We start from the raw sequence: 21,725 nt of genomic DNA, 5'->3' as shown, positions 1-21,725 counted from the left end.
TCCGGCACGGGCGGGCGGCCCCTCCCGTCGGAGGAGGCGTCTCACCCGCCGTAGAAGAGGCGCTCGACCACCGCCCGCGCGTGCCGGGTGGTGCGGCGGTAGTCGTCGAGCATCTCCCCGGCCCGGCCCGGGCCGTAGCCCAGGTAGCGGCCCACACCGGCCAGCTCGCGGGAGTCGGCGGGGAAGGTGTCGCCGGGCCGGCCGCGCACCAGCATCACCGCGTTGCGCACCCGGGTCGCCAGCACCCACGCCTCGTCCAGCACGGCGGCGTCCTCGCCGTCCACCAGCCCCGCCTCCCGCGCCGCGGCCAGGGCCTGCCGGGTGCGGGTGGTGCGCAGGCCGGGGACCTCCGCGGCGTGCCGCAACTGGGTCAGCTGCACCACCCACTCGACGTCGGACAGCCCGCCGCGGCCCAGCTTGGTGTGAGTGGCCGGGTCGGCGCCGCGCGGCAGCCGCTCGGACTCCATCCGGGCCTTGAGCCGGCGGATCTCGCGCACTGCCTCCTCCGTCAGACCGCCCGCCGGGTACCGCAGCGGGTCGACCAGTTCGACGAACCGGCGCCCCAGGTCCGCGTCGCCGGCCACCGGGGCGGCCCGCAGCAGTGCGTGGCTCTCCCACGCCAGCGACCAGCGCCGGTAGTAGGCGGCGTACGAGGCCAGGGTGCGCACCAGCGGGCCGCTGCGGCCCTCCGGGCGCAGGTCGGCGTCGATCAGCAGCGGCGGGTCGCTGGTGGGCACCTGCAGGAGCCTGCGCAGCTCGTTGGCGACCTGCCCGGCCGCCTTCGCCGCGTCCGCCTCGTCGGCACCGTCGAGCGGCTCGTGGACGAACAACACGTCGGCGTCGGAGCCGTAGGCGAGCTCCCGCCCGCCGAACCGGCCCATGCCGATGACGGCCATGCGGGTGGGCAGCGGGCTGCCCGACGCCGACTCCACGGCGCGGACGGCCGCGCGCAGGGCGGCCGCGACGGTCACCGCGTTGATGTCGGTCAGCGCCAGGCCCACGGCGTCGACCGCCGCGCCCGGGTCGTCCTCGGGCGCGAGGGCGCCGAGCACGTCGGCGGCCGAGGTGCGGAACAGCTCCCGGCGGCGCACCCCCCGGGCCGCGGCGACCGCCGCCTCCGGGGAGTCGGCGCGCCCGACGGCCGCCATCGCCTCCTGCTCCAGGGCGGCCCCCGGGCGCGGGCGCAGCCCGTCGGGGTCGCCGAGCAGCGCCACCGCCTCGGGCGCGCGCATCAGCAGGTCGGGGGCGAGCCTTCCCGCGGAGAGCACCCGGGCGAGGTTCTCCGCCGCCGCGCCCTCGTCGCGCAGCAGCCGCAGGTACCAGGGGGTGCGGCCGAGCGCGTCGGAGACCTTGCGGAAGTTCAGCAGCCCGGCGTCGGGGTCGGCGGAGTCGGCGAACCAGCCCAGCAGCACGGGCAGCAGGGTGCGCTGGATGGCCGCCTTGCGGCTGACTCCGGAGGCGAGCGCCTCCAGGTGGCGCAGGGCGGCGCCCGGGTCGGCGTAGCCGAGGGCCTCCAGGCGGGCGCGGGCCGCGTCGGAGGTCAGCCGGGTCTCTCCCGGGCCGAGCTGGGCGACGGCGTCTAGCAGCGGACGGTAGAACAGCTTCTCGTGCAGCCGGCGGACCTCGACGGCGTGCCTGCGCCACTCCCGGGCCAGCTCGGCCGGCGGGTCGGTGCGGAACCCCAGGGAGCGGCCGAGGCGGCGCCGGTCCTCCTCCGCCTGCGGCATCAGGTGGGTGCGGCGCATCCGGTACAGCTGGATGCGGTGCTCCAGGGTGCGCAGGAAGCGGTAGGCGGCGTCCAGCGACGCCGCGTCGGCGCGGCCGACGTAGCCGCCCTCGGACAGCCGGCGCAGCGCCTCCAACGTGTTGCCGCTGCGCAGCGAGGCGTCGGCGCGGCCGTGCACCAGTTGCAGCATCTGCACCGCGAACTCGACGTCGCGCAGGCCGCCCGGGCCGAGCTTGAGCTCGCGGTCCAGCTCGGCCACGGGGATGGAGCTGACCACCCGGCGGCGCATCCCCTGCACGTCGGTGACGAAGTTCTCCCGCTCGGCGGCCTTCCACACCATGGGGGCCAGCGCCTCGGCGTACGCCTTCCCCAGCGCCTCGTCGCCGGCCAGCGGCCGGGCCTTGAGCAGGGCCTGGAACTCCCAGGTCTTGGCCCACCGCTCGTAGTAGGCGACGTGGCTGGACAGGGTGCGCACCAGGGGGCCGTTCTTCCCCTCGGGCCGCAGGTTGGGGTCCACCGGCCAGATGGTGCCCTCGGCGGTCGTCTCGGAGCAGACCCGCATCATGCGGGCCGCGAGCCGCCCGGCCGCCTGCAGGGCCCCGGTCTCGTCGGCCCCGGCCCCGCCGGCCCCGGCCCCGCCGGCCCCGGGCCCGCCGGAACCGGGCCCGCCGGCCGGTTCGGCGACGAAGATGACGTCGACGTCGGAGACGTAGTTCAGCTCGCGCCCGCCGCACTTGCCCATGCCGATGACGGCGAGCCGGCAGGCCGCGGCGTCCTCGGGCGCCTCGTCCGCGGCGATGTCCAGGGCGGCGCGCAGGGTGGCCGCGGCCAGGTCGGCCAGCTCCGCGGAGCACCGGGCGACGTCGGTGGTGCCGCACACGTCGCGGGCCGCGACGGCCAGCAGGCAGCGGCGGTAGGCGATCCGCAGGGCGTCGCGGCGGTCCTCGGTGCCCGCCTCCCGCATGCCCTCGCGCAGGGCCCGCTCGAAGTCCTCCGCCCCCGGGTTCATGTCGGTGACCTCGAAGGTCGCCAGGACCTCCCAGTGGTGGGGGTGGCGGGCGAGGTGGTCGCCCAGGGCCGCCGACGCCCCCAGGACCCCCAGGAGGCGGTCGCGCAGCGGCTTCGAGGCGATCAGGGTGTCCAGGAGCCTGCGCCGGGACCCGCCCGGGGCGTCGTCGAGCGCCTCGACCAGGCGCACCAGGCCCAGCAGCGCCAGGTCCGGGTCGGCGGTGGCGCCGAGGGAGTCCAGCAGGACCGGGTCGGCGCGCAGGGCGGACAGCTCCGGGGCGTCCAGCAGGCGCTCGGCCGCGCGGGCGTCGGTGAAACCGTGCCGGAGCAGCCGGCTGTACATGCTGCTCCTGCGTCCCGCCGGTACTGTCATGCGTCCCTCCCGCGGTCCGGGCCCGCCCGTCGGCGGGCCTTCCCGAGCCTAGTACCGCCCCGCCCGTCCGGCGCGGACGGGCCCGCGACCGGCCCGCTCCGGACCCCCGGCCGCCGCGACCGGGAACCGGGGACGCCGAGGCCGGTGGTCGTGGCGAGGGGCGGGGGCCCGTTCGTTCGGGCCGCCCGGGGTGGAACACCTCCCAGCGGTCATGCCCGGTCCCGACGCTTCCGGCCGTCCCTGATCTCCTTGGCCGCGCCGATCGAGACGGCGAGAGCCAGAGCGACCTCGCACACCCCCCACAGGCGCGACCAGCCCGCCTCCTGCAGGTTCCCGACTCCGCTCACCAGCATGAAAGGGGCGAAGAAGAGCAGGAACGTCAACCTGTACCTGTACATGCGACCTTCTTTTTATTTGTGAGTAATTCCGGTCCACGCCCGGGCGAGTGAATGCCACGCAATGGATGACGAGGACCATGCACGACAGTACAGTGGTGCGGTTCGGGTTGACGGCTACGCACTCCTGGATCCGTCACCGCTCAAGTTCCGCGAAAGGGCCAGCCGGCCGGGCGACGGAACCGGGAAAATTCGGCACCGACCTGCTTCCCGCAGTCATTTCGACCCCTGTCCCCAGGGAATTCGGCTGGAACACACACGACGCCGCCGCTCGCCCCGGGCACGCCCGGAAGGGATCGGTCAAACAAACCCTTCAGCCGTCTCCCCCTCGTTGCGAGATGCGTTCGAAACCCCATGCAGCCGCAAACATGACAGCCGAACAGGCAAAGAAAGGTTCCGATTCACCCCTCCCCAAAACGGCCCAGAAGGCGACACCTGCCACGAAAGCGACCGAACCCAAGGCAAAAAACGCACCCGAATTATTTCGCGACTTGTTCACCACGGCTCCTCAATTCGCCACACGAAGCTCTCCTCAACCCCCAGGAAAAGCGCATTCCGGAGGACGGTGGATTCGACGGGGACTCACTCACGGGCATCTTTGTCCGCCGACTTCGCCGTGGACGCTGCGAGGCGCCTGCGAGCACGGCATGCGTGCTCTCCGGCGCTCGACGGCCCGGGGCGGGCGGGACGCTTCCGGGCCGGTGGTTTGAGACCGCCGGCCCGGAAGGCAGTGGGCGTACTGAACCTGCTCCGGCCCGCGGCTACAGCGCCGGGAGGTTCTTGCGGAGCTCGAAGGGGGTGACCTCGGAGCGGTACTCCTCCCACTCCTGCCGCTTGTTGCGCAGGAAGAAGTCGTAGACGTGCTCGCCGAGGGTCTCGGCGACCAGCTCGCTGCGGTCCATCAGGTCGATGGCCTCGCCGAGGTTCTGCGGCAGGGGCTCAATGCCCAGCGCGCGGCGCTCGGCGTCGGTCAGCGCCCACACGTCGTCGTCGGCGCCCGGGGGCAGCTCCAGCCCTTCTTCGATGCCCTTGAGGCCGGCGCTGAGCAGCACCGCGTAGGTCAGGTAGGGGTTGCAGCCGGAGTCGATGGAGCGGACCTCGACGCGGGTGGAGCCGGTCTTGCCCGGCTTGTACATGGGCACCCGGATGAGGGCCGAGCGGTTGTTGTGGCCCCAGCAGATGTAGGACGGCGCCTCGCCGCCGGCCCCGGCGGTGCGCTGGGAGCCGCCCCAGATCCGCTTGTAGGAGTTGACCCACTGGTTGGTGACGGCGGAGATCTCCGCGGCGTGCTTGAGCAGGCCGGCGATGAAGGAGCGGCCCACCTTGGAGAGCTGGAACTCGGCGCCGGACTCGTAGAAGGCGTTGCGGTCGCCCTCGAAGAGGGACAGGTGGGTGTGCATGCCCGAGCCGGGGTACTCCGAGAACGGCTTGGGCATGAAGGTCGCCTGGACGCCCTGCTCCAGCGCCACCTGCTTCATGATCAGGCGGAACGTCATGATGTTGTCGGCGGTGGACAGGGCGTCGGCGTAGCGCAGGTCGATCTCCTGCTGGCCGGGGGCGCCCTCGTGGTGGGAGAACTCCACGGAGATGCCCATCGACTCCAGCATGGTGATGGCCTGGCGGCGGAAGTCCTGGCCGACGTTCTGCGGGGTGTGGTCGAAGTAGCCGGAGGTGTCGGCGGGGACCGGGGGGCGGCCGTCGAGCGGCTTGTCCTTGAGGAGGAAGAACTCGATCTCGGGGTGGGTGTAGAAGGTGAACCCCAGGTCGGAGGCCTTCTCCAGGCTGCGCTTGAGCACGAAGCGCGGGTCGGCGTAGGACGGGGAGCCGTCGGGCATGAGGATGTCGCAGAACATCCGGGCGGTGCCGGGCGCCTCCGCCCGCCAGGGCAGGATCTGGAAGGTCCCCGGGTCCGGCTTGACGAGCATGTCGGACTCGTAGACGCGGGCGAAGCCCTCGATCGCGGACCCGTCGAAGCCGATGCCCTCGTCGAAGGCCTGCTCGAGTTCGGCGGGGGCCACCGCGACCGACTTCAGGAAGCCGAGGACGTCGGTGAACCACAGCCGCACGAAACGGATGTCCCGCTCCTCCAACGTGCGAAGCACGAACTCCTGCTGCTTGCCCATTTTTTCCTACCCTTGCAGGTCAGACGGCCTGTTCACCGGTGCCGGAACACATCAGTATCACGCCGCGCGGTTACCGGTGCGTTACGCCCGCGCCCCGGTCCCCCGCCTTGAGTGCGCGGGCTCCCGGCACCTCCCGCGTCCCTGTGGTCCACGCGTCGGTCACCGCCATTGTGGGGCACGTCGCCGCTCCCCACCGACCTGCCCCGTCCCGGCCGGTTCAGTCGGTGCGCATGGTGCCGGTCTCCAGGTAGCGGGTGTGCCAGGACAGGGCCTCGCCGAGCAGGTGCGGGGTGTGCAGTCCGTACGAGGAGGCCATGGCCCGCCGGTGGTAGTCCTCCAGGGCGGGGCGGAAGTCGGGGTGGGCGCAGTTGTCGATGATCCGGCGGACGCGCTGCTTGGGCGACAGGCCCCGCAGGTCGGCCAGGCCGTACTCGGTGACGATCACGTCGACGTCGTGCTCGGTGTGGTCGACGTGGGAGACCATCGGCACGATCGAGGAGATCGCGCCGCCCTTGGCCGTGGAGGGGCTGAGGAAGAAGGAGATGTAGCCGTTGCGAGCGAAGTCCCCGGAGCCGCCGATGCCGTTCTGGATGCGGCTGCCCATGACGTGGGTGGAGTTGATGTTGCCGTGGATGTCGGCCTCGATCATGCCGTTCATCGCCAGGCAGCCCAGGCGGCGCACGACCTCGGGGTGGTTGCTGATCTCCTGGGGGCGCAGCACGATCCGGTCCCGGTACTCGCCGGCGCGGGCGTTGAACCGCTCGGCGGCGTCGGGGCTGAGGGAGAAGGCGGTGGCCGAGACGGTCTCCAGCCGGCCGGAGTCGACGAGGCGGAGCATGCCGTCCTGGATGACCTCGGTGTAGGCGGTCATGCCCTCGAAGGGGCCGTCCTCCAGGCCGGCCAGCACCGCGTTGGCGATGTTCCCGACGCCGGATTGCAGCGGCAGCAGGTTCTGCGGGAGGCGGCCGTGCCGCACCTCGGCGGCGAGGAAGTCCAGGACGTGGCCCGCGATGCGCGCGGAGACGTCGTCGGGCTCCTTGAACGGGGCGTTGCGGTCGGGTGCGTGGGTCTCGACCACGGCGACGACCTTGTCCACCGGGCAGCTCAGGTAGGGCGAGCCGATCCGGTCGCCCGGGTGGAGGATGCGCACGGGTTTGCGGTTCGGCGGCAGGGCGGTGCCGTAGTAGACGTCGTGCATGCCCTCCAGCTCCGGGGGCTGCCAGGAGTTGACCTCCAGGATCACCTTCTCGGCCCGGTCCAGCCACGTCTTGTTGTTGCCGACCGAGGAGGAGGGGATCAGCAGTCCGTCCTCGGTGATCCCGGAGACCTCGACGACCGCCACGTCCAGGGGGCCGAGGAAGCCCTCCCAGGCCATCTGCGCGACGTGCGAGAGGTGGATGTCGGTGTACTCCATCGACCCGTCGTTGATCCGGGAGCGGGTGACCGGGTCCGACTGGTAGGGCAGGCGCAGGTTGATCCCGTCGGCCTCGGCGAGGACGCCGTCGAGCTCGGGGGCCGTGGAGGCCCCGGTCCACACGTTGACCCTCACGCGCTCGCCCGCCGCGTTGGCCGCGCTGATGCGGCGGGCCAGGGCGCCGGGCACGACCTTGGGGTGGCCGGCCCCGGTGAAGCCGCTCATGCCGACCGTCGCCCCGCCGGGGATCATCGCGGCCGCCTCCTCGGCGGACACGACCCTGCGGGCGAATGCGGGGTCGTGGATCCTGCCGCCGGGTCCGGGGGTGTGGGTCACTGTTCTGTCCTGTTCCTGTTGTGCACGGTCGGCGGGCCGGCTCCGCCCGGAGGCGGGGCCGGCCCCGGCGCGGCACCGCCCTCACGGTGCCGGCTGCGGCACCGCCCTCACGGTGCCGGCTGCGGCACCGCCCTCACGGTGCCGACGGGGTCACTGTCCGGGTTCGCGGCGCAGGACCGGTCGCAGGGCCTCGAGGACGTCGGGGTCCTCGATGGTGGAGGGGACGGCGGCCTCCTTGCCGTCGGCCATCAGGCGCATGGAGCGGCGCAGGATCTTCCCCGAGCGGGTCTTGGGGAGCGCCGGCACCACCGCCACCTCCTTCAGGGCCGCCACCGGGCCGATCTGCTCGCGCACCATCCGCACCAGTTCGCCCTGGAGGTCGTCCGGGTCGGCCGTCACCCCGGCCTTGAGGACCACCAGTGCCCGCGGCACCTGGCCCTTGAGGGGGTCGTGCACGCCGATGACGGCGCACTCGGCCACCGCCGGGTGCGAGGCGACGACCGCCTCCATCGAGCCGGTGGACAGGCGGTGCCCGGCGACGTTGATGACGTCGTCGGTGCGCCCCATGACGAAGACGTAGCCGTCCTCGTCGACGTAGCCGCTGTCCCCGGTCAGGTAGTGGCCGGGGAAGCGCGACAGGTAGGAGTCGACGTAGCGCTCGTCGTCGTTCCACAGGGTGGGCAGGGTGCCGGGCGGCAGGGGCAGCCGCAGCACGATCGAGCCCTCCTCGCCGGGGGCGCACTCGTTGCCGTCCGCGTCGAGGACGTGCAGGTCGTAGCCGGGCGAGGGGACGGTGGGCGAGCCCGGCTTGACGGGCATCGGCTCCAGGCCGCGGTGGTTGGAGGCGATCGGCCAGCCGGTCTCGGTCTGCCACCAGTTGTCGATCACCGGCACGCCCAGGACCTTCGACGCCCAGGCGTAGGTGTCGGGGTCGAGCCGCTCCCCCGCCATGAACAGGCAGCGCAGCGAGGACAGGTCGTAGCGGGTGGTGTGCTCGCCCTCCGGGTCCTGCTTGCGCACGGCCCGCAGCGCGGTGGGCGCGGTGAACAGCGCCTTGACGCGGTAGTCGGAGATCACCCGCCAGAACGCGCCGGCGTCCGGGGTGCCCACCGGCTTGCCCTCGTACAGCACGGTGGTGGCGCCGACCAGCAGCGGCGCGTAGACGATGTAGGAGTGGCCGACGACCCAGCCGACGTCGGAGGCGGTCCACCACACGTCGCCGGGGCCGACGTCGTAGGTGTTGGCCATGGTCCAGGCCAGCGCGACGGCGTGGCCGCCGTTGTCGCGGACCACGCCCTTGGGGCGGCCGGTGGTGCCCGAGGTGTAGAGGACGTAGAGCGGGTCGGTGGCGGCGACGGGCACGCAGTCGGCGGGCTCGGCCGCGGCCGCGGCCTCGTCCCAGTCCAGGTCCAGCTCCCCCATGTCGGCGCGGGCCTGGGGGCGCTGCAGGATCACGCAGCGGTCGGGGGTGTGCTCCGCCAGGCGCAGGGCCTCGTCGAGCATCGGCTTGTAGTGCACGGTCCGGCCGGGCTCGATGCCGCAGGAGGCGGAGACGACGACCTTGGGCCGGGCGTCGTCGATGCGCACCGCGAGCTCCTTGGGGGCGAAGCCGCCGAAGACCACGGAGTGCACGGCGCCGATGCGGGCGCAGGCCAGCATGGCGACCACGGCCTGCGGCACCATCGGCATGTAGATCACCACGCGGTCGCCGCGCTCCACGCCCAGGCCGCGCAGGACCCCGGCGAAGCGGGCGGTCTGCTCCAGCAGCTCCGCGTAGGTGAGGGAGCGGCGGGTGTCGGTGACGGGGCTGTCGTAGTGCAGCGCGACCCGGTCGCCGTGGCCGGCCGCGACGTGCCGGTCGAGTGCGTTGTGGCAGGTGTTCAGCTCCCCGTCGGGGAACCAGCGGTGGAACGGCGGCCGGCTCGAGTCCAGCACCCGGGAGGGCTTCCGGACCCATTCCACGGCCTCGGCCGCCTCGCCCCAGAATGCCTCGGGGTCGGTGATGCTCTGCTCGTAGGCCCTGCGGTACGCGTCCATCGTGGCGTGCACTCCCTTCTCGTTCTCCCGGCCCGCCGGACCGGGCGGGCCGTTCGCCGTCGTCCCCTGCCGACGGCCGTCCGACGGTGCGACTCTTCCCCCGGGCCCGTCGCCCGTACCGGCGTCGGGAGGGCGGGAGGGAGGGGGACCGCGGTCCCGCGGGCGGAGCGGTCCGGCCGGCCGCGGGGGTGGGCGGCCGGCCGTCCGGCCCATGAGCAGGACGTTCCCGGTACAGCCGTCCGAGGAACGCAGTCCGGGCGGACGACATCATCGGACGGGTACCCACCCCGCACCACCTCCATATGGAGACCCTTGGAAACCTGCCGGAAACCCTGCCGCAGCCCCGGAGACGCCCACGGGACCGCGGTGGCACAGTTGAGGGCATGGACACCTCCGCCGTCCCGGCCTCCGTTCCGGCCGTCGTCCCCGCCCCCCGGCCGGTCTCCCGTTCCGCCCCCGCCTCCGCCTCCGTTCCCGCGGTTTCCGCTGTTTCCGCCTCTGTTTCCGCCTCCGCCCACACGGACCTGGTGGGCCTGCTGGACCGCCGCGCCGCGCTGCTCGAGGCCGCCCGGCGGGCCCGGGAGCTGACGGGCGCGGACATCGGCCTGGCCGGCCAGGTGGAGGCAGGCGGCGCGGCCGTACTGCGCACCTGGGCGGGTACCCGCCGCGACGGGCTGCACGACCTCGTCGTGCCCGCCGGTTTCGGCCTGGGCGGGAAGGTCCTGCAGACCAGCAGGCCCTACTGGGTGCGCGACTACCCGCGTTCGCGGAGCATCACCCACCACTTCGACGAGCCGATCCGCGCGGAGGGCATCCGGGCAATGGCGGGCGTGCCGGTGTCCGTGGAGGGCCGGGTGATCGGCACCCTGTACGCCGCCCGGCGGGAGGCGTCCGGGTTCGCCGACACCGCACTCGACGAGCTGCGCCGGCTCGCGGACGCGACGGCGCTGGCCCTGACGGTCGCCGACCGGGCCCGGGCCAGGCGCGAGGCGGAACTCGCGGCCGAACGGCGGCGGCTGGACGCGCTCCACGACTCGGTCGGCCTGCTGCTGGACACCCTCGACGAGCAGGTGCGGGGGCTGCGGGCCGGGCGCCGCGGCCCCTCGGGCCGCCCCGACGGGACGCCCCGGACCGGGGGCTTCCCGCCCCGCGGGACCCGGCCCGGGGCCGGGGCCGGGGCCGGGGCCGGGGAGAGCCGGGAGAGCTGGAGGGGCGGGGAGAGCTGGAGGGGCGGGCCGGAGCGCGACGGGTGCCGGGAGCGGCTGGAGCACCTGGAGCACCGGCTGGCGGAGGCGCGGGCGCTGCTGCGGTCCTCGAAGGCCCACGGCTCCCCCGTCATGCGGAGCGGGACCGGCGTGCGCCGCGGGACCGTGGCGGACGAGGGGCTGCGGGTGCGGCTGCGCGAGGCGGGCCTGACCCGGCGCGAGTACGAAGTACTGCGGCTGGTCTCCGTCGGCCGCACCAATCCCGAGATCGCCGAGGAACTGGACCTGGCCCGCAACACGGTCAAGACCTATCTGCAGGCCGCCATGCACAAGCTCGGCGCCCGCAACCGGATGGAGGCGACCGTACGGGCCCGCGAGGCCGGCCTGTTGTAACCCTGGCCCGGGCGGCCGGGACGGCTCGGGCGCGGACATCCGGGGCGTGGACGACCGGGGCGTCCGGGATCACGGGGAACCGGCAGGCCGGAGCCGGTATGGAACGGGAAGGACCGGAATCGCCGGGATCCGTCGGCACCCGCCTGCGGAAGATCGCGTCGAAGAGACGATTAGGCTGGGAGCCGTGCCTCAACTTCGTCTCGCCCTGAACCAGATCGATTCCTGCGTCGGCGACCTCGCCGGGAACGGCGCATCGGTGCTCCGCTGGACCCGGCACGCGGTCGAGCAAGGAGCCCACCTCGTCGCGTTCCCCGAGATGGTGCTGACCGGCTACCCCGTCGAGGACCTGGCCCTGCGCTCCTCCTTCGTGGAGGCCTCGCGCGCCGCGCTGACCGCCCTCGCCGGGCAGCTCGCCGCCGAGGGCCTGGGCGAGGTCCCGGTGGTCGTCGGCTACCTCGACCGCAGCGAGAGGGCACAGCCCCGGTACGGGCAGCCGGCCGGCGCGCCGCAGAACGCGGCGGCGGTGCTCCACGGCGGCGAGGTGGTGCTGTCCTTCGCCAAGCACCACCTGCCGAACTACGGCGTCTTCGACGAGTTCCGCTACTTCGTGCCCGGCGACACCCTGCCGGTGGTGCGGGTGCGCGGAGTGGACGTGGCCCTGGCCATCTGCGAGGACCTGTGGCAGGACGGCGGGCGGGTGCCCGCCGCGCGCGAGGCCGGCGCGGGCCTGCTGCTGTCGATCAACGCCTCCCCCTACGAGCAGTGCAAGGACGACGTCCGGCTGGAGCTGGTGAGCCGCCGCGCCCGGGAGGCCGGCTGCCCCATCGCCTACCTGGCGATGATCGGCGGCCAGGACGAGCTGGTCTTCGACGGCGACTCGATCGTCGTGGACGCCGACGGGGAGGTGATCACGCGCGCCCCGCAGTTCGAGGAGGGCTGCGTCCTGGTGGACCTGGACCTGCCCGCCGCGGGCGAGGTGCCCTCCGGGCCCCTGCGGGACGGGCTCACCGTCGACCACCGCACGATCTCCGCCGCCCCGGACGAGCCGGCCGCCGCCGCGGTGGTGCCCGGTCAGGCCGAGCGGCTGGACGACGACGAGGAGGTCTACACGGCCCTGGTCGTCGGCCTGCGCGCCTACCTGGCCAAGAACGGCTTCCGCTCGGTGCTCCTGGGCCTGTCCGGCGGCATCGACTCCGCCCTCGTCGCCGCCATCGCCTGCGACGCGATCGGCGCGGAGAACGTCCACGGCGTCTCCATGCCCTCGCGCTACTCCTCCGACCACTCGATGGACGACGCCGCGGACCTGGCCCGCCGCACCGGGCTGAACTACCGCACCGTCCCCATCGGCCAGATGTTCGACGCCTACATGGGGCAGCTGTCGCTGACCGGTCTGGCCGAGGAGAACCTCCAGGCGCGGCTGCGCGGCACCACACTGATGGCCCTGTCCAACCAGGAGGGCCACCTGGTCCTGGCCACCGGCAACAAGTCCGAGCTGGCCTGCGGCTACTCCACCCTCTACGGCGACGCGGTCGGCGGCTTCGCCCCCATCAAGGACGTGTGGAAGACGGCAGTGTGGCGGCTGTGCCGCTGGCGCAACAAGGCCGCTGCCGACCGCGGGCTGACCCCGCCGATCCCGGAGAACTCCATCTCCAAGCCGCCCAGCGCCGAACTGCGCCCGGGCCAGCTGGACACCGACTCGCTGCCCGACTACGAGCTGCTGGACCAGGTCCTGGAGCTGTACGTGGACCGCGACCGGGGCCGGGACGCCATCGTGGCCGCCGGCTTCGAGCCGGAGCTGGTCAGCCGGGTCCTGCGGATGGTGGACACCGCCGAGTACAAGCGGCGCCAGTACCCGCCGGGCACCAAGATCTCACCGAAGGGCTTCGGCAAGGACCGCCGCCTGCCCATCACCAACCGCTGGCGCGAACACACCTGAGCCACCTGGGCCGCCAGGCCGGGGGTTGGCTGCGGGCCCGGCCCGGCGGTGGGCCGGGCCCAGCGGTGGGCCCGTGCCAGCGGCGGCCCGGCCTGGCGGTGGGCCCGTGCCCACCGCCAGGCCGGGCCGCCGCCAGGACCTTCGTGAGCCCAGGGACAACGGTGCGGGGCCGGTTCGGTGGGGCAGTTCGCTTTCGTTGCCGGGTGCGGGCCGTCGTCGCGGCCTCCGGCCGCAAAGAAGGGCGGGCTGCGAGGGGGAGGGGTGCGGGCGGGGCTTGTTCGCTGGGTGGCGGCTGGTCCTCGGTGGCGGTCACCGCGCCGGGAACGCTGCGCGCCCCCGGGTGGGCGGTCGGCGCCGCCTCGTCACCGTGCGGGCCGTTCCCGATGCCCGTCACTACTCGGCTGGTGCTTCGCACCCGTGGCGGGCCCGACCGGTCAAGCGACGGCCCGGTGGGGCGGGGAGCCGGCCCGGTGGGGCGGCCCGGCCCGGTCGGGCGGTGGCCCAGTAGGCCCCACTCCGCTCGCACCGAGATTGCGCAGGAAGGCGGATGCGACAGGGGAATCGACGGTTTGCCACCGCGCTTCCCGGCCGTTTCTACGGTTTGGCCCCGCACTTTTCGCAGCCGCTTCCACACGGGCTGCTTTCGTCCCTCACATGGAGCAAGAAATTGGGCCACATGGGGGACGCCTGCCAAAAGTGCGGCGGCAAACCGTAATCGGACCACCCCAATGGCCCAACCGCCGAGCTCGCCCCTCCCCCACTCCTACGGGCGGGAGGCCACAGCCCCGCGAACGGGGAGACCACAGCCCTGCGCCACCTCGCCGGGCCGACCCACCGGGCCGGGCCGCCCGACCTCGCCGGGCCGACCCACCGGGCCGGGCCGCCCGACCGCGCCGGGCCGCCGCCCGTCCGGGCCGGGCCGCCCCACCGGGCCGGATCCCCGCCCCACCGGGCCGGCGCTTGACCGGTCGGGCCCGCCACGGGTGCGAAGCACCAGCCGAGTAGTGACGGGCATCGGGAACGGCCCGCACGGTGACGAGGCGGCGCCGACCGCCCACCCGGGGGCGCGCAGCGTTCCCGGCGCGGTGACCGCCACCGAGGACCAGCCGCCACCCAGCGAACAAGCCCCGCCCGCACCCCTCCCCCTCGCAGCCCGCCCTTCTTTGCGGCCGGAGGCCGCGACGACGGCCCGCACCCGGCAACGAAAGCGAACTGCCCCACCGAACCGACCCCGGCCGTGACCCGCACCACCGAACCACCAGCCACCGCAATACCGGGAACCAGGAACCGAGCACCGGGCACCGGGCACCGGGCACCGGGCACAAGGAACCGAGCACCCCCGCCTCACCGCACCACCACCCCGCACGTCCGGGCTGCAGCGGGAACGCGTCGCCGTTCCGTGTCGGATTCCGCACTCCGCTGACCTTGGCCTCTTCCCCGGAAAACCGTGCTGACCTGCGGAAACGACCGGCGCGGAGGAAGCGTGAGGGGCGTGCGGGGGGAGGCTCCGCCGGGGCTGGAGCGGTATAGGGTCGATGCTTCCGACACTGTGTGCGTCCCCCCGGGACGGCCCTGTCGGAACGCTGTCCCAGTCCGACCCTCCTTCGGAAGGCCCGTTCGGTGACCAACCAGCCGTTCACGCACCTGCACGTCCACACCCAGTACTCGCTCCTGGACGGTGCGGCGCGGTTGAAGGACATGTTCAAGGCGTGCAACGAGATGGGCATGACGCACGTGGCGATCACCGACCACGGCAACCTGCACGGCGCCTACGACTTCTTCCACCAGGCCAAGGACGCCGGGGTCACCCCCGTCATGGGCATCGAGGCCTACCTGGCACCGGAGTCGCGCTACCACAACAAGCCGGTCAAGTGGGGCGCCCCTCATCAGAAGGGGGACGACGTCTCCGGTGCGGGCGCCTACACCCACATGACGATGTGGGCGCGGAACAACACCGGCCTGCACAACCTCTTCCGCGCGCAGTCCCGGGCCAGCCTGGAGGGCTTCTTCCGCAAGCCCCGCATGGACCGCGAGCTGCTCTCGGAGTACGCCGAGGGCCTGATGGCCACCACCGGCTGCCCCTCGGGGGAGATCTCCACCAGGATCCGCCTGGGCCAGATGGACGAGGCGATCAAGGCGGCCGGGGAGTACCAGGACATCTTCGGCAAGGAGAACTTCTTCGTCGAGATCATGGACCACGGCATCGACATCGACCGCCGCGCCCGCGACGGCCTGATGGAGATCTCCAAGAAGATCGGCGCGCCGTTCGTCGTCACCAACGACTCGCACTACACCTACGAGCACGAGTCGGCGGCACACGACACTCTGCTGTGCATCCAGACCGGCTCCAACCTCTCCGACCCGGACCGGTTCAAGTTCGACGGCTCCGGCTACTACCTGAAGTCGGCCGCCGAGATGTACGCGATCGACTCCTCCGACGCCTGGCAGGAGGGCTGCCGCAACAGCCAGCTGCTGATCGCCGACCGGGTCGACATCTCGGGCATGTTCGAGCCGAAGAACCTGATGCCCCGCTTCGACGTGCCCGAGGGGTACACCGAGGTCACCTGGTTCCGCGAGGAGGTGGCGCGCGGCATGGCCCGCCGCTTCCCCGGCGGGATCCCCGAGGACCGGCAGAAGCTCGCCGAGTACGAGATGGACACCATCATCCAGATGGGGTTCCCCGGCTACTTCCTCGTGGTCGCCGACTTCATCATGTGGGCGAAGAACAACGGCATCGCCGTCGGTCCGGGCCGCGGCTCGGCGGCCGGTTCGATCGTCGCCTACGCCATGGGCATCACCGACCTGGACCCCGTTCCGCACGGCCTGATCTTCGAGCGGTTCCTCAACCCCGAGCGCGTGTCCATGCCCGATGTCGACATCGACTTCGACGAGCGCAGGCGCGGCGAGGTCATCCGGTACGTCACCGAGAAGTACGGCTCCGACAAGGTGGCGCAGATCGCCACCTACGGCACCATCAAGGCCAAGGCCGCGATCAAGGACTCCGCGCGGGTGCTGGGCTACCCGTTCGCCATGGGCGACCGGATCACCAAGGCCATGCCCGCGGACGTGATGGGCAAGGGCATCCCGCTCTCCGGCATCACCGACCCCGAGCACCCGCGCTACAGCGAGGCCGCCGAGGTCCGGGCGATGTACGAGAACGAGCCGGACGTCACCAAGGTGATCGACTCGGCGCGCGGCATCGAGGGCCTGGTGCGGCAGATGGGCGTGCACGCGGCCGGCGTCATCATGTCCAGCGAGCCGCTGGTCGACCACGTGCCGATCTTCTCCCCCAAGAACGACGGCGCCGTCGTCACCCAGTGGGACTACCCCAGCTGCGAGTCGCTGGGCCTGCTGAAGATGGACTTCCTCGGCCTGCGCAACCTGACGATCATGGACGACGCCCAGAAGGCCATCAAGGCCAACAAGGGCATCGACCTCGAACTGCTCTCCCTGCCCCTGGACGACCCGGCCACCTACGCCCTCCTCGCCCGCGGCGACACCCTGGGCGTCTTCCAGTTCGACGGCGGCCCGATGCGCTCACTGCTGCGCATGATGAAGCCCGACAACTTCGAGGACATCTCCGCCGTCTCGGCCCTGTACCGGCCCGGGCCGATGGGCATGAACTCCCACATCAACTACGCCCTGCGCAAGAACGGCCAGCAGGAGATCACCCCGATCCACCCCGAACTCGAGGAACCGCTGCGCGAGGTCCTCGACGTCACCTACGGCCTGATCGTCTACCAGGAGCAGGTGCAAAAAGCCGCGCAGGTGCTGGCCGGCTACACCCTCGGCCAGGCCGACCTGCTGCGCCGCGCGATGGGCAAGAAGAAGAAGGAGGTCCTCGACAAGGAGTTCGTGCCCTTCCGGGCGGGCTGCCGCGAACGGGGCTACTCCGACGAGGCGATCCAGGCCGTGTGGGACGTGCTGGTGCCCTTCGCCGGCTACGCCTTCAACAAGGCCCACTCGGCCGCGTACGGCCTGGTGTCGTACTGGACCGCCTACCTCAAGGCCAACTACCCGGCCGAGTACATGGCCGCGCTCCTGACATCCGTCAAGGACGACAAGGACAAGATGGCGCTCTACCTCAACGAGTGCCGCCGCATGGGCATCAAGGTCCTCCCCCCGGACGTCAACGAGTCCGAGGCCAACTTCACGCCGCGCGGCGACGACACGATCGTCTTCGGCCTGACCGCGGTGCGCAACGTCGGCGCCAACGTCGTCGACTCCATCGTCAAGTGCCGCAAGGAGAAGGGGAAGTACTCCGACTTCCCCGACTTCCTCGACAAGGTCGAGGCCGTGGTCTGCAACAAGCGCACCATCGAATCGATGATCAAGGCGGGCGGCTTCGACGGCCTCGGCCACACCCGCAAGGGCCTGTCCGCGGTCTTCGAGTCGATGGTCGACAACGTCGTGCAGGTCAAGCGCAAGGAGGCCGAGGGGCAGTTCGACCTCTTCGGCGACCTCGGCGGGGACGAAGACGCCTCCGGTCCCAGCTTCGGTCTCGACACCCCGATCGGCGAGGACGAGTGGGACAAGCGGTTCCTGCTCTCCCAGGAGCGCGAGATGCTCGGCCTGTACGTCTCCGACCACCCGCTGTTCGGCATCGAGCACGTCCTCAACGACCGGTCCGACGCGGCGATCTCGCAGCTGACCGGCGGCGAGCACGCCGACGGCGCGATCGTCACCGTCGGCGGCCTCATCACCGGCCTGCAGCGCAAGATGACCAAGCAGGGCAACGCCTGGGCCATCGCCACCGTGGAGGACCTGGCCGGCTCCATCGACTGCATGTTCTTCCCCGCCACCTACCAGCTGGTCTCCACCCAGCTGGTCGAGGACGCGGTCGTCTTCGTCAAGGGGCGGCTGGACAAGCGCGAGGACGTGCCCCGGCTGGTGGCGATGGAACTGGCCGTCCCGGACCTGTCCGACGCCGGGGTGGACGCGCCGGTGACGATCACCATCCCCTCGCTGAAGGTCACCCCGCCGCTGGTGGCCCGGCTCGGCGACGTCCTCAGCCAGCACCGCGGCAACACCGAGGTGCGGGTCAGGCTGGAAGGGGTCCGCTCGACCACCGTACTGAGGCTGGACCGGCACCGGGTGAGCGCCGACCCGGCGCTGTTCGGCGACCTCAAGGCCCTCCTGGGCCCCTCCTGCCTGCAGACGGGCTGACCTCCCCGGGGCTGCCGGCCCCCCCCGGCGGCCCCGGCCGTCGTCCCCGCAGCAGGACGGCGGCGAGAGCGGCCGGCGAGCCGTACGGGGTCGGGCGCAGGGCGCGGCCGGTGAGCGGGCCGGCAGCCGGCGCGCCCAGTGTCATGCCGATGCCCGTCCCCGGTGAACACCCCTTTGCGAACGCGTCGCATGCGGTGGACGACGCGGGTTCCCGACCGGAGACCGCCGAACAGTAGGGTCGTTCCGCAACACGACGCGAAGGGGAGCTTCAGTGGTGCGGGTTGCGGTGATCGGCGGGGGTGTCAGCGGGCTGGGGACGGCGCTCATGCTCGGGCGGCGGGGCCACACGGTCACGTTGTTCGAGCAGGACGCGCGGCAGGCCGGGGAGGACCCGGACCGGGACTTCTTCCACTGGGACAGGCCCCGGACCCCGCAGGCCGTCCACCCCCACTCGTTCCTGGCGCCCGTGCGCACCGTACTGCTCGCCGAGGCCCCCGACGTCCACGCGGACCTGCTGGCCCGCGGAGCGCGGGAGTACCACGAGTTCGACTGGTTCGACGAACACCCGCCGCACCGGGCCGGCGACGAGGACCTGGTGACCCTGCGGACCCGCCGCATCGTGCTGGAGGCCGCCCTGGCCGCGGCCGTGCGGCGGGAACGCACCGTCGACGTGCGGCTGGGCCGCCGGGTGCACGGCCTCACCGTCGAGGAGGGCGACCCTGCCCGGGTCACCGGCGTGCGGGTGGGCGAGGAGGTGCACCGGGCGGACCTCGTCGTCGACGCGTCCGGTCGTCGCTCGCCGGTTCCCGGCTGGCTGGCCGCGGCCGGCTGCCGCCCGCCCGTGGTCGACAGCCACCGCGCCGGGATCGCCTACCTGTGCCGCTGGTACCGCCTGCGTGCCGACGGCCCGCGCGACCCCGGGCGGGTGAAGACCGGCTCGACCTCGTCGTTCGCGTTCGCCGGCGTCTTCCCCTCCGACAACGACACCTTCGCGGTGAGCCTGGTGCTCTCCACGGGCGACCCGACCCGCGGCGCGCTCACCGACCCCGCCGTGTTCGAGGCCGCCGCCCGCCTCTTCCCCGCCACCGCCGCCTGGCTCGGCCTGGACCCCGAACCGCAGTCGGCCGTCCTGGCGATGGCCGGCCTGGACAACCGCTGGACCGCCCTCGTCGACGACGACGGGCCCGTCGTCACCGGCCTGGTCAACGCCGGGGACAGCCTCATCCACACCAATCCCACCTTCGGCCACGGCGCGGCCCTCGGCCTGCTCGCCGCCCAGCACCTCGCCGCCAGTGCCGACCGGATCGCCGCGGACCCCGTCGTCCACCACACCTGGGCGGTACGCACCCTCCGCCCGTGGTTCGACGCGCAGGTGACGGCCGACCGCGCCAACGGAGAGCGCCTCGCCGAGGACCCGCCGCCCCCGGACCGGCGGGCCGCCGCCCTGGCCGTCTGCGCCTTCGAGGACCCCGTGGTCATGAGGGCCCGGGCCCAGGTACGCCACCTCCTGCGACAGGCCCAGGACGCCTACGGCACCGACGAGGTGGACCGGCACGTCACCGCCTGGCTGGCCGCCCACCCGGACTTCTCCCCGGAGCACGACGGCCCGACCCGGGCCCGGTGGGACGCACTCGTCCCGGGCTGAGCGCCCGCCCGGCGGCCCCCCGGGCCGGAACCCCGGCGGCCGCCCGGGCCGGGACCGCGGGCCCCCCGGGCCGGGACCGCGGGGCCCCTACTGCCGGAACCGCAGCTCGGCGGCGAGGGGGAGGTGGTCGCTGCCGGAGTCCTCCAGCACCCACGAGGAGACCGGGTCGATCCCCTTGGTCATGATCTGGTCGATCCTGGTCACCGGGAACGAGGACGGCCAGCTGAAGCCGAACCCGTCGCCCGCGGCGCCCTGGGCCGAGCGCATCTGGGAGGTCACCGGGGCCAGACTGCGGTCGTTCATCGTGCCGTTGAGGTCGCCGAGCAGGACGACCTGCCCCACCGGGTCGTCCACGATGGCCTCGCCCAGCAACTCGGCGCTGCGGTCCCGCCGGTCGGCGGTGAAGCCGGCGTCGACCTTGACCCGCACCGAGGGCAGGTGGGCCACGTAGAAGGCGACCGGGCCCTCGGGGGTGGCCGCGGTGGAGCGCAGCGCCCGGGTCCAGCCCAGGCCGATGTCGACCTCGTCGGTGTCGTCGAGCGGGTACTTGCTCCACAGCCCGACGGTCCCCTCGACCGCCCGGTACGGGTAGGAGGCGGCCAGCCCGTTCCCGTACTCCGGGACGGCCGCCTCGGTGAGCTCCTGCAGGGCCACCACGTCGGCGCCGGAGGCGATCACCTCGCGCACGGTGCGGTCGTAGTCGGTGTTGGCGGCGTCGACGTTGTGGGTGAGGACCGTCAGGTCGCCGCTGCCGCGGGCCTCCGCCTTGTCCAGGGTGAGGCCGCCGAAGAGGTGGACCCACGCGTAGGCCGGCAGCACGAGCGCGACCAGCGCGGTCGCGGAGCGGCGCAGCAGGGCCGCCAGGAGCAGGATCGGCACGGCCAGCCCCAGCCAGGGCAGGAAGGTCTCGGTCAGGCTGCCGAGGTTGCCGATGTCGTTGGGGATGCCGGAGTGGAAGGCCATGACCAGCGATACCAGGAGCGCCAGGGCCGCGACCACCCGGCCGCGCCGCCACGTCCGCCCGTCCCGCCACCGGGGACGGCCGGACGGTCCCGGGGAGGGGAGGCCGGACCCGTGTCCGTCCGTCGCCGCTTCCGTCGTGCTCGCCTGCGCCATGAGGTGCCCTTCGTGCCTTGCTCGCCGTGCGTGTGCCGCCCGTGGTGCCGGGCCCCGGAGCGGAACGGCCGGCCCCCGGAGGGGGCGGACCGCGCCGGGTGGGTGCCGCCCGGGAAGAGCCTGCCCCACGGACCGGTGCCCGGGCCACACCAGCAGGACGAATCCGGCCGCCCGTCAGGTTCCTCGGCGTGTCGGGAGGGTGGTCACTGTGACAGAACAAGGACATTGACGGACTGTCACTCCCGGGGGCGGACGCCTTCGAGCACGGTGTCGACGATGCGTTCCGACAGGCCTTCCTCCAGCGGCGTCCAGCGGTGGAGCATGGTCCGGCTGAGCATGGGGCCGGCGAACAGGTCGGTGAGCAGGTCGAGGTCGAGGTCGCTGCGGACCTCGCCGGTCTCCGTGCCGCGCCTGAGGATCCGCTGCAGGGCTTCGCGGCGGTTGCGCACCATCACCTCGTGGTACTGGTCCCACAGGTCCGGCCGGCTCTGGAACTGGGCCGCAGCGGTGCGCATGACCGCGGATCCGCGTTTGGCGAGGCCCCGGCGGCGGATGAACTCCAGCAGCGCCACCAGGTCGTCGCGGACCGAGTGGCCGGCCGGGGGCGGGGGCGGGTCGTCCAGGGAGCGCATCACGTCCAGCAGCAGCGGGTCGCGGCCGGACCAGCGGCGGTAGATCGTCGCCTTGCCGACGCCGGCCGTGCGCGCGATCCGTTCGATCGACAGCCCGTCGACCGAGACGCCCTCCTCGATCAGGCGCAGCACCGCCTCGACGACCGTCCGTTCCACGGACGCGTCCCGCGGCCGCCCCCGGCGGACCTCGGCCCCGCCCCCGGGGCCGCCCCCGCCCCCG

General features: G+C 73.0%; 11 protein-coding genes. 4 read left to right on the top strand and 7 right to left on the bottom strand.

The genetic code is table 11. From position 1 onward, the window contains the following. Nucleotides 1–41: 41 nt before the first annotated feature. From GQS52_RS20250 to GQS52_RS20230, 5 genes are all read right to left on the bottom strand, one after another. The gene (locus tag GQS52_RS20250) at nucleotides 42–3,107 is read right to left on the bottom strand and encodes a bifunctional [glutamine synthetase] adenylyltransferase/[glutamine synthetase]-adenylyl-L-tyrosine phosphorylase (protein ID WP_182314771.1); all 3,066 of its coding nucleotides are present in this window, start codon (nucleotides 3,105–3,107) and stop codon (nucleotides 42–44) included. A 209-nt stretch (nucleotides 3,108–3,316) separates the two neighbouring features. Then, nucleotides 3,317–3,505: a hypothetical protein gene (locus GQS52_RS20245; protein ID WP_182314770.1), complete on the bottom strand. Its 189-nt coding sequence runs from the start codon at nucleotides 3,503–3,505 to the stop codon at nucleotides 3,317–3,319. A 758-nt stretch (nucleotides 3,506–4,263) separates the two neighbouring features. After that, the gene (locus tag GQS52_RS20240) at nucleotides 4,264–5,625 is read right to left on the bottom strand and encodes a glutamine synthetase family protein (RefSeq protein WP_182314769.1); all 1,362 of its coding nucleotides are present in this window, start codon (nucleotides 5,623–5,625) and stop codon (nucleotides 4,264–4,266) included. 217 nt (nucleotides 5,626–5,842) lie between these two features. Further along, nucleotides 5,843–7,375 (bottom strand): acetyl-CoA hydrolase/transferase family protein, encoded by a 1,533-nt coding sequence (locus GQS52_RS20235; RefSeq protein WP_220472782.1) that lies wholly within the window; start codon nucleotides 7,373–7,375, stop codon nucleotides 5,843–5,845. Between the two features lie 150 nt (nucleotides 7,376–7,525). Beyond that, nucleotides 7,526–9,424 carry a propionyl-CoA synthetase gene (locus tag GQS52_RS20230; protein ID WP_275946480.1) on the bottom strand — a complete coding sequence of 633 codons (1,899 nt, stop codon included), beginning with the start codon at nucleotides 9,422–9,424 and terminating at the stop codon, nucleotides 7,526–7,528. 371 nt (nucleotides 9,425–9,795) lie between these two features. Here GQS52_RS20230 and GQS52_RS20225 point away from each other — a divergent pair, with 371 nt between their 5' ends. The 4 genes from GQS52_RS20225 to GQS52_RS20210 all read left to right on the top strand — a co-directional run bounded on the left by GQS52_RS20225 (nucleotide 9,796) and on the right by GQS52_RS20210 (nucleotide 19,757). Then, nucleotides 9,796–11,010, top strand: a complete 1,215-nt coding sequence (locus GQS52_RS20225) for a LuxR C-terminal-related transcriptional regulator (RefSeq protein WP_182314767.1) — start codon at nucleotides 9,796–9,798, stop codon at nucleotides 11,008–11,010. A gap of 184 nt (nucleotides 11,011–11,194) precedes the next feature. Continuing rightward, a complete protein-coding gene (locus GQS52_RS20220; RefSeq protein WP_182314766.1) occupies nucleotides 11,195–12,946 on the top strand; it encodes an NAD+ synthase in 1,752 nt (583 codons plus the stop codon). 1,620 nt (nucleotides 12,947–14,566) lie between these two features. Further along, on the top strand, nucleotides 14,567–18,112 hold the full coding sequence (dnaE, locus tag GQS52_RS20215; RefSeq protein ID WP_182314765.1) for a DNA polymerase III subunit alpha: 3,546 nt from the start codon (nucleotides 14,567–14,569) through the stop codon (nucleotides 18,110–18,112). A gap of 271 nt (nucleotides 18,113–18,383) precedes the next feature. Beyond that, nucleotides 18,384–19,757, top strand: coding sequence for an FAD-dependent oxidoreductase (locus GQS52_RS20210; RefSeq protein ID WP_182314764.1), 1,374 nt, complete (start codon nucleotides 18,384–18,386; stop codon nucleotides 19,755–19,757). 87 nt (nucleotides 19,758–19,844) lie between these two features. Here the strand turns inward: GQS52_RS20210 and GQS52_RS20205 are convergent, their stop codons facing one another. Beyond that, nucleotides 19,845–20,873: an endonuclease/exonuclease/phosphatase family protein gene (locus tag GQS52_RS20205; RefSeq protein WP_182314763.1), complete on the bottom strand. Its 1,029-nt coding sequence runs from the start codon at nucleotides 20,871–20,873 to the stop codon at nucleotides 19,845–19,847. Between the two features lie 236 nt (nucleotides 20,874–21,109). Beyond that, nucleotides 21,110–21,661, bottom strand: a complete 552-nt coding sequence (locus GQS52_RS20200) for a TetR/AcrR family transcriptional regulator (RefSeq protein ID WP_259370873.1) — start codon at nucleotides 21,659–21,661, stop codon at nucleotides 21,110–21,112. Nucleotides 21,662–21,725 lie beyond the last annotated feature (64 nt).

Origin of the sequence: Streptomyces sp. SCUT-3 (assembly GCF_014083985.1) — a bacterium.
Classification (GTDB): domain Bacteria; phylum Actinomycetota; class Actinomycetes; order Streptomycetales; family Streptomycetaceae; genus Streptomyces_H; species Streptomyces_H thermolineatus.
Note: the sequence above shows the minus strand (reverse complement) of the source record. Positions and strands in the feature narration are given on the sequence as shown.

Coding starts and splice junctions, on each gene's coding strand:
- GQS52_RS20240 (WP_182314769.1), bottom strand. CDS start 5,625: ATGGGCAAGCAGCAGGAGTTCGTGCTTCGCACGTTGGAGGAGCGGGAC.
- GQS52_RS20250 (WP_182314771.1), bottom strand. CDS start 3,107: ATGACAGTACCGGCGGGACGCAGGAGCAGCATGTACAGCCGGCTGCTC.
- GQS52_RS20205 (WP_182314763.1), bottom strand. CDS start 20,873: ATGGCGCAGGCGAGCACGACGGAAGCGGCGACGGACGGACACGGGTCC.
- GQS52_RS20245 (WP_182314770.1), bottom strand. CDS start 3,505: ATGTACAGGTACAGGTTGACGTTCCTGCTCTTCTTCGCCCCTTTCATG.
- GQS52_RS20225 (WP_182314767.1), top strand. CDS start 9,796: ATGGACACCTCCGCCGTCCCGGCCTCCGTTCCGGCCGTCGTCCCCGCC.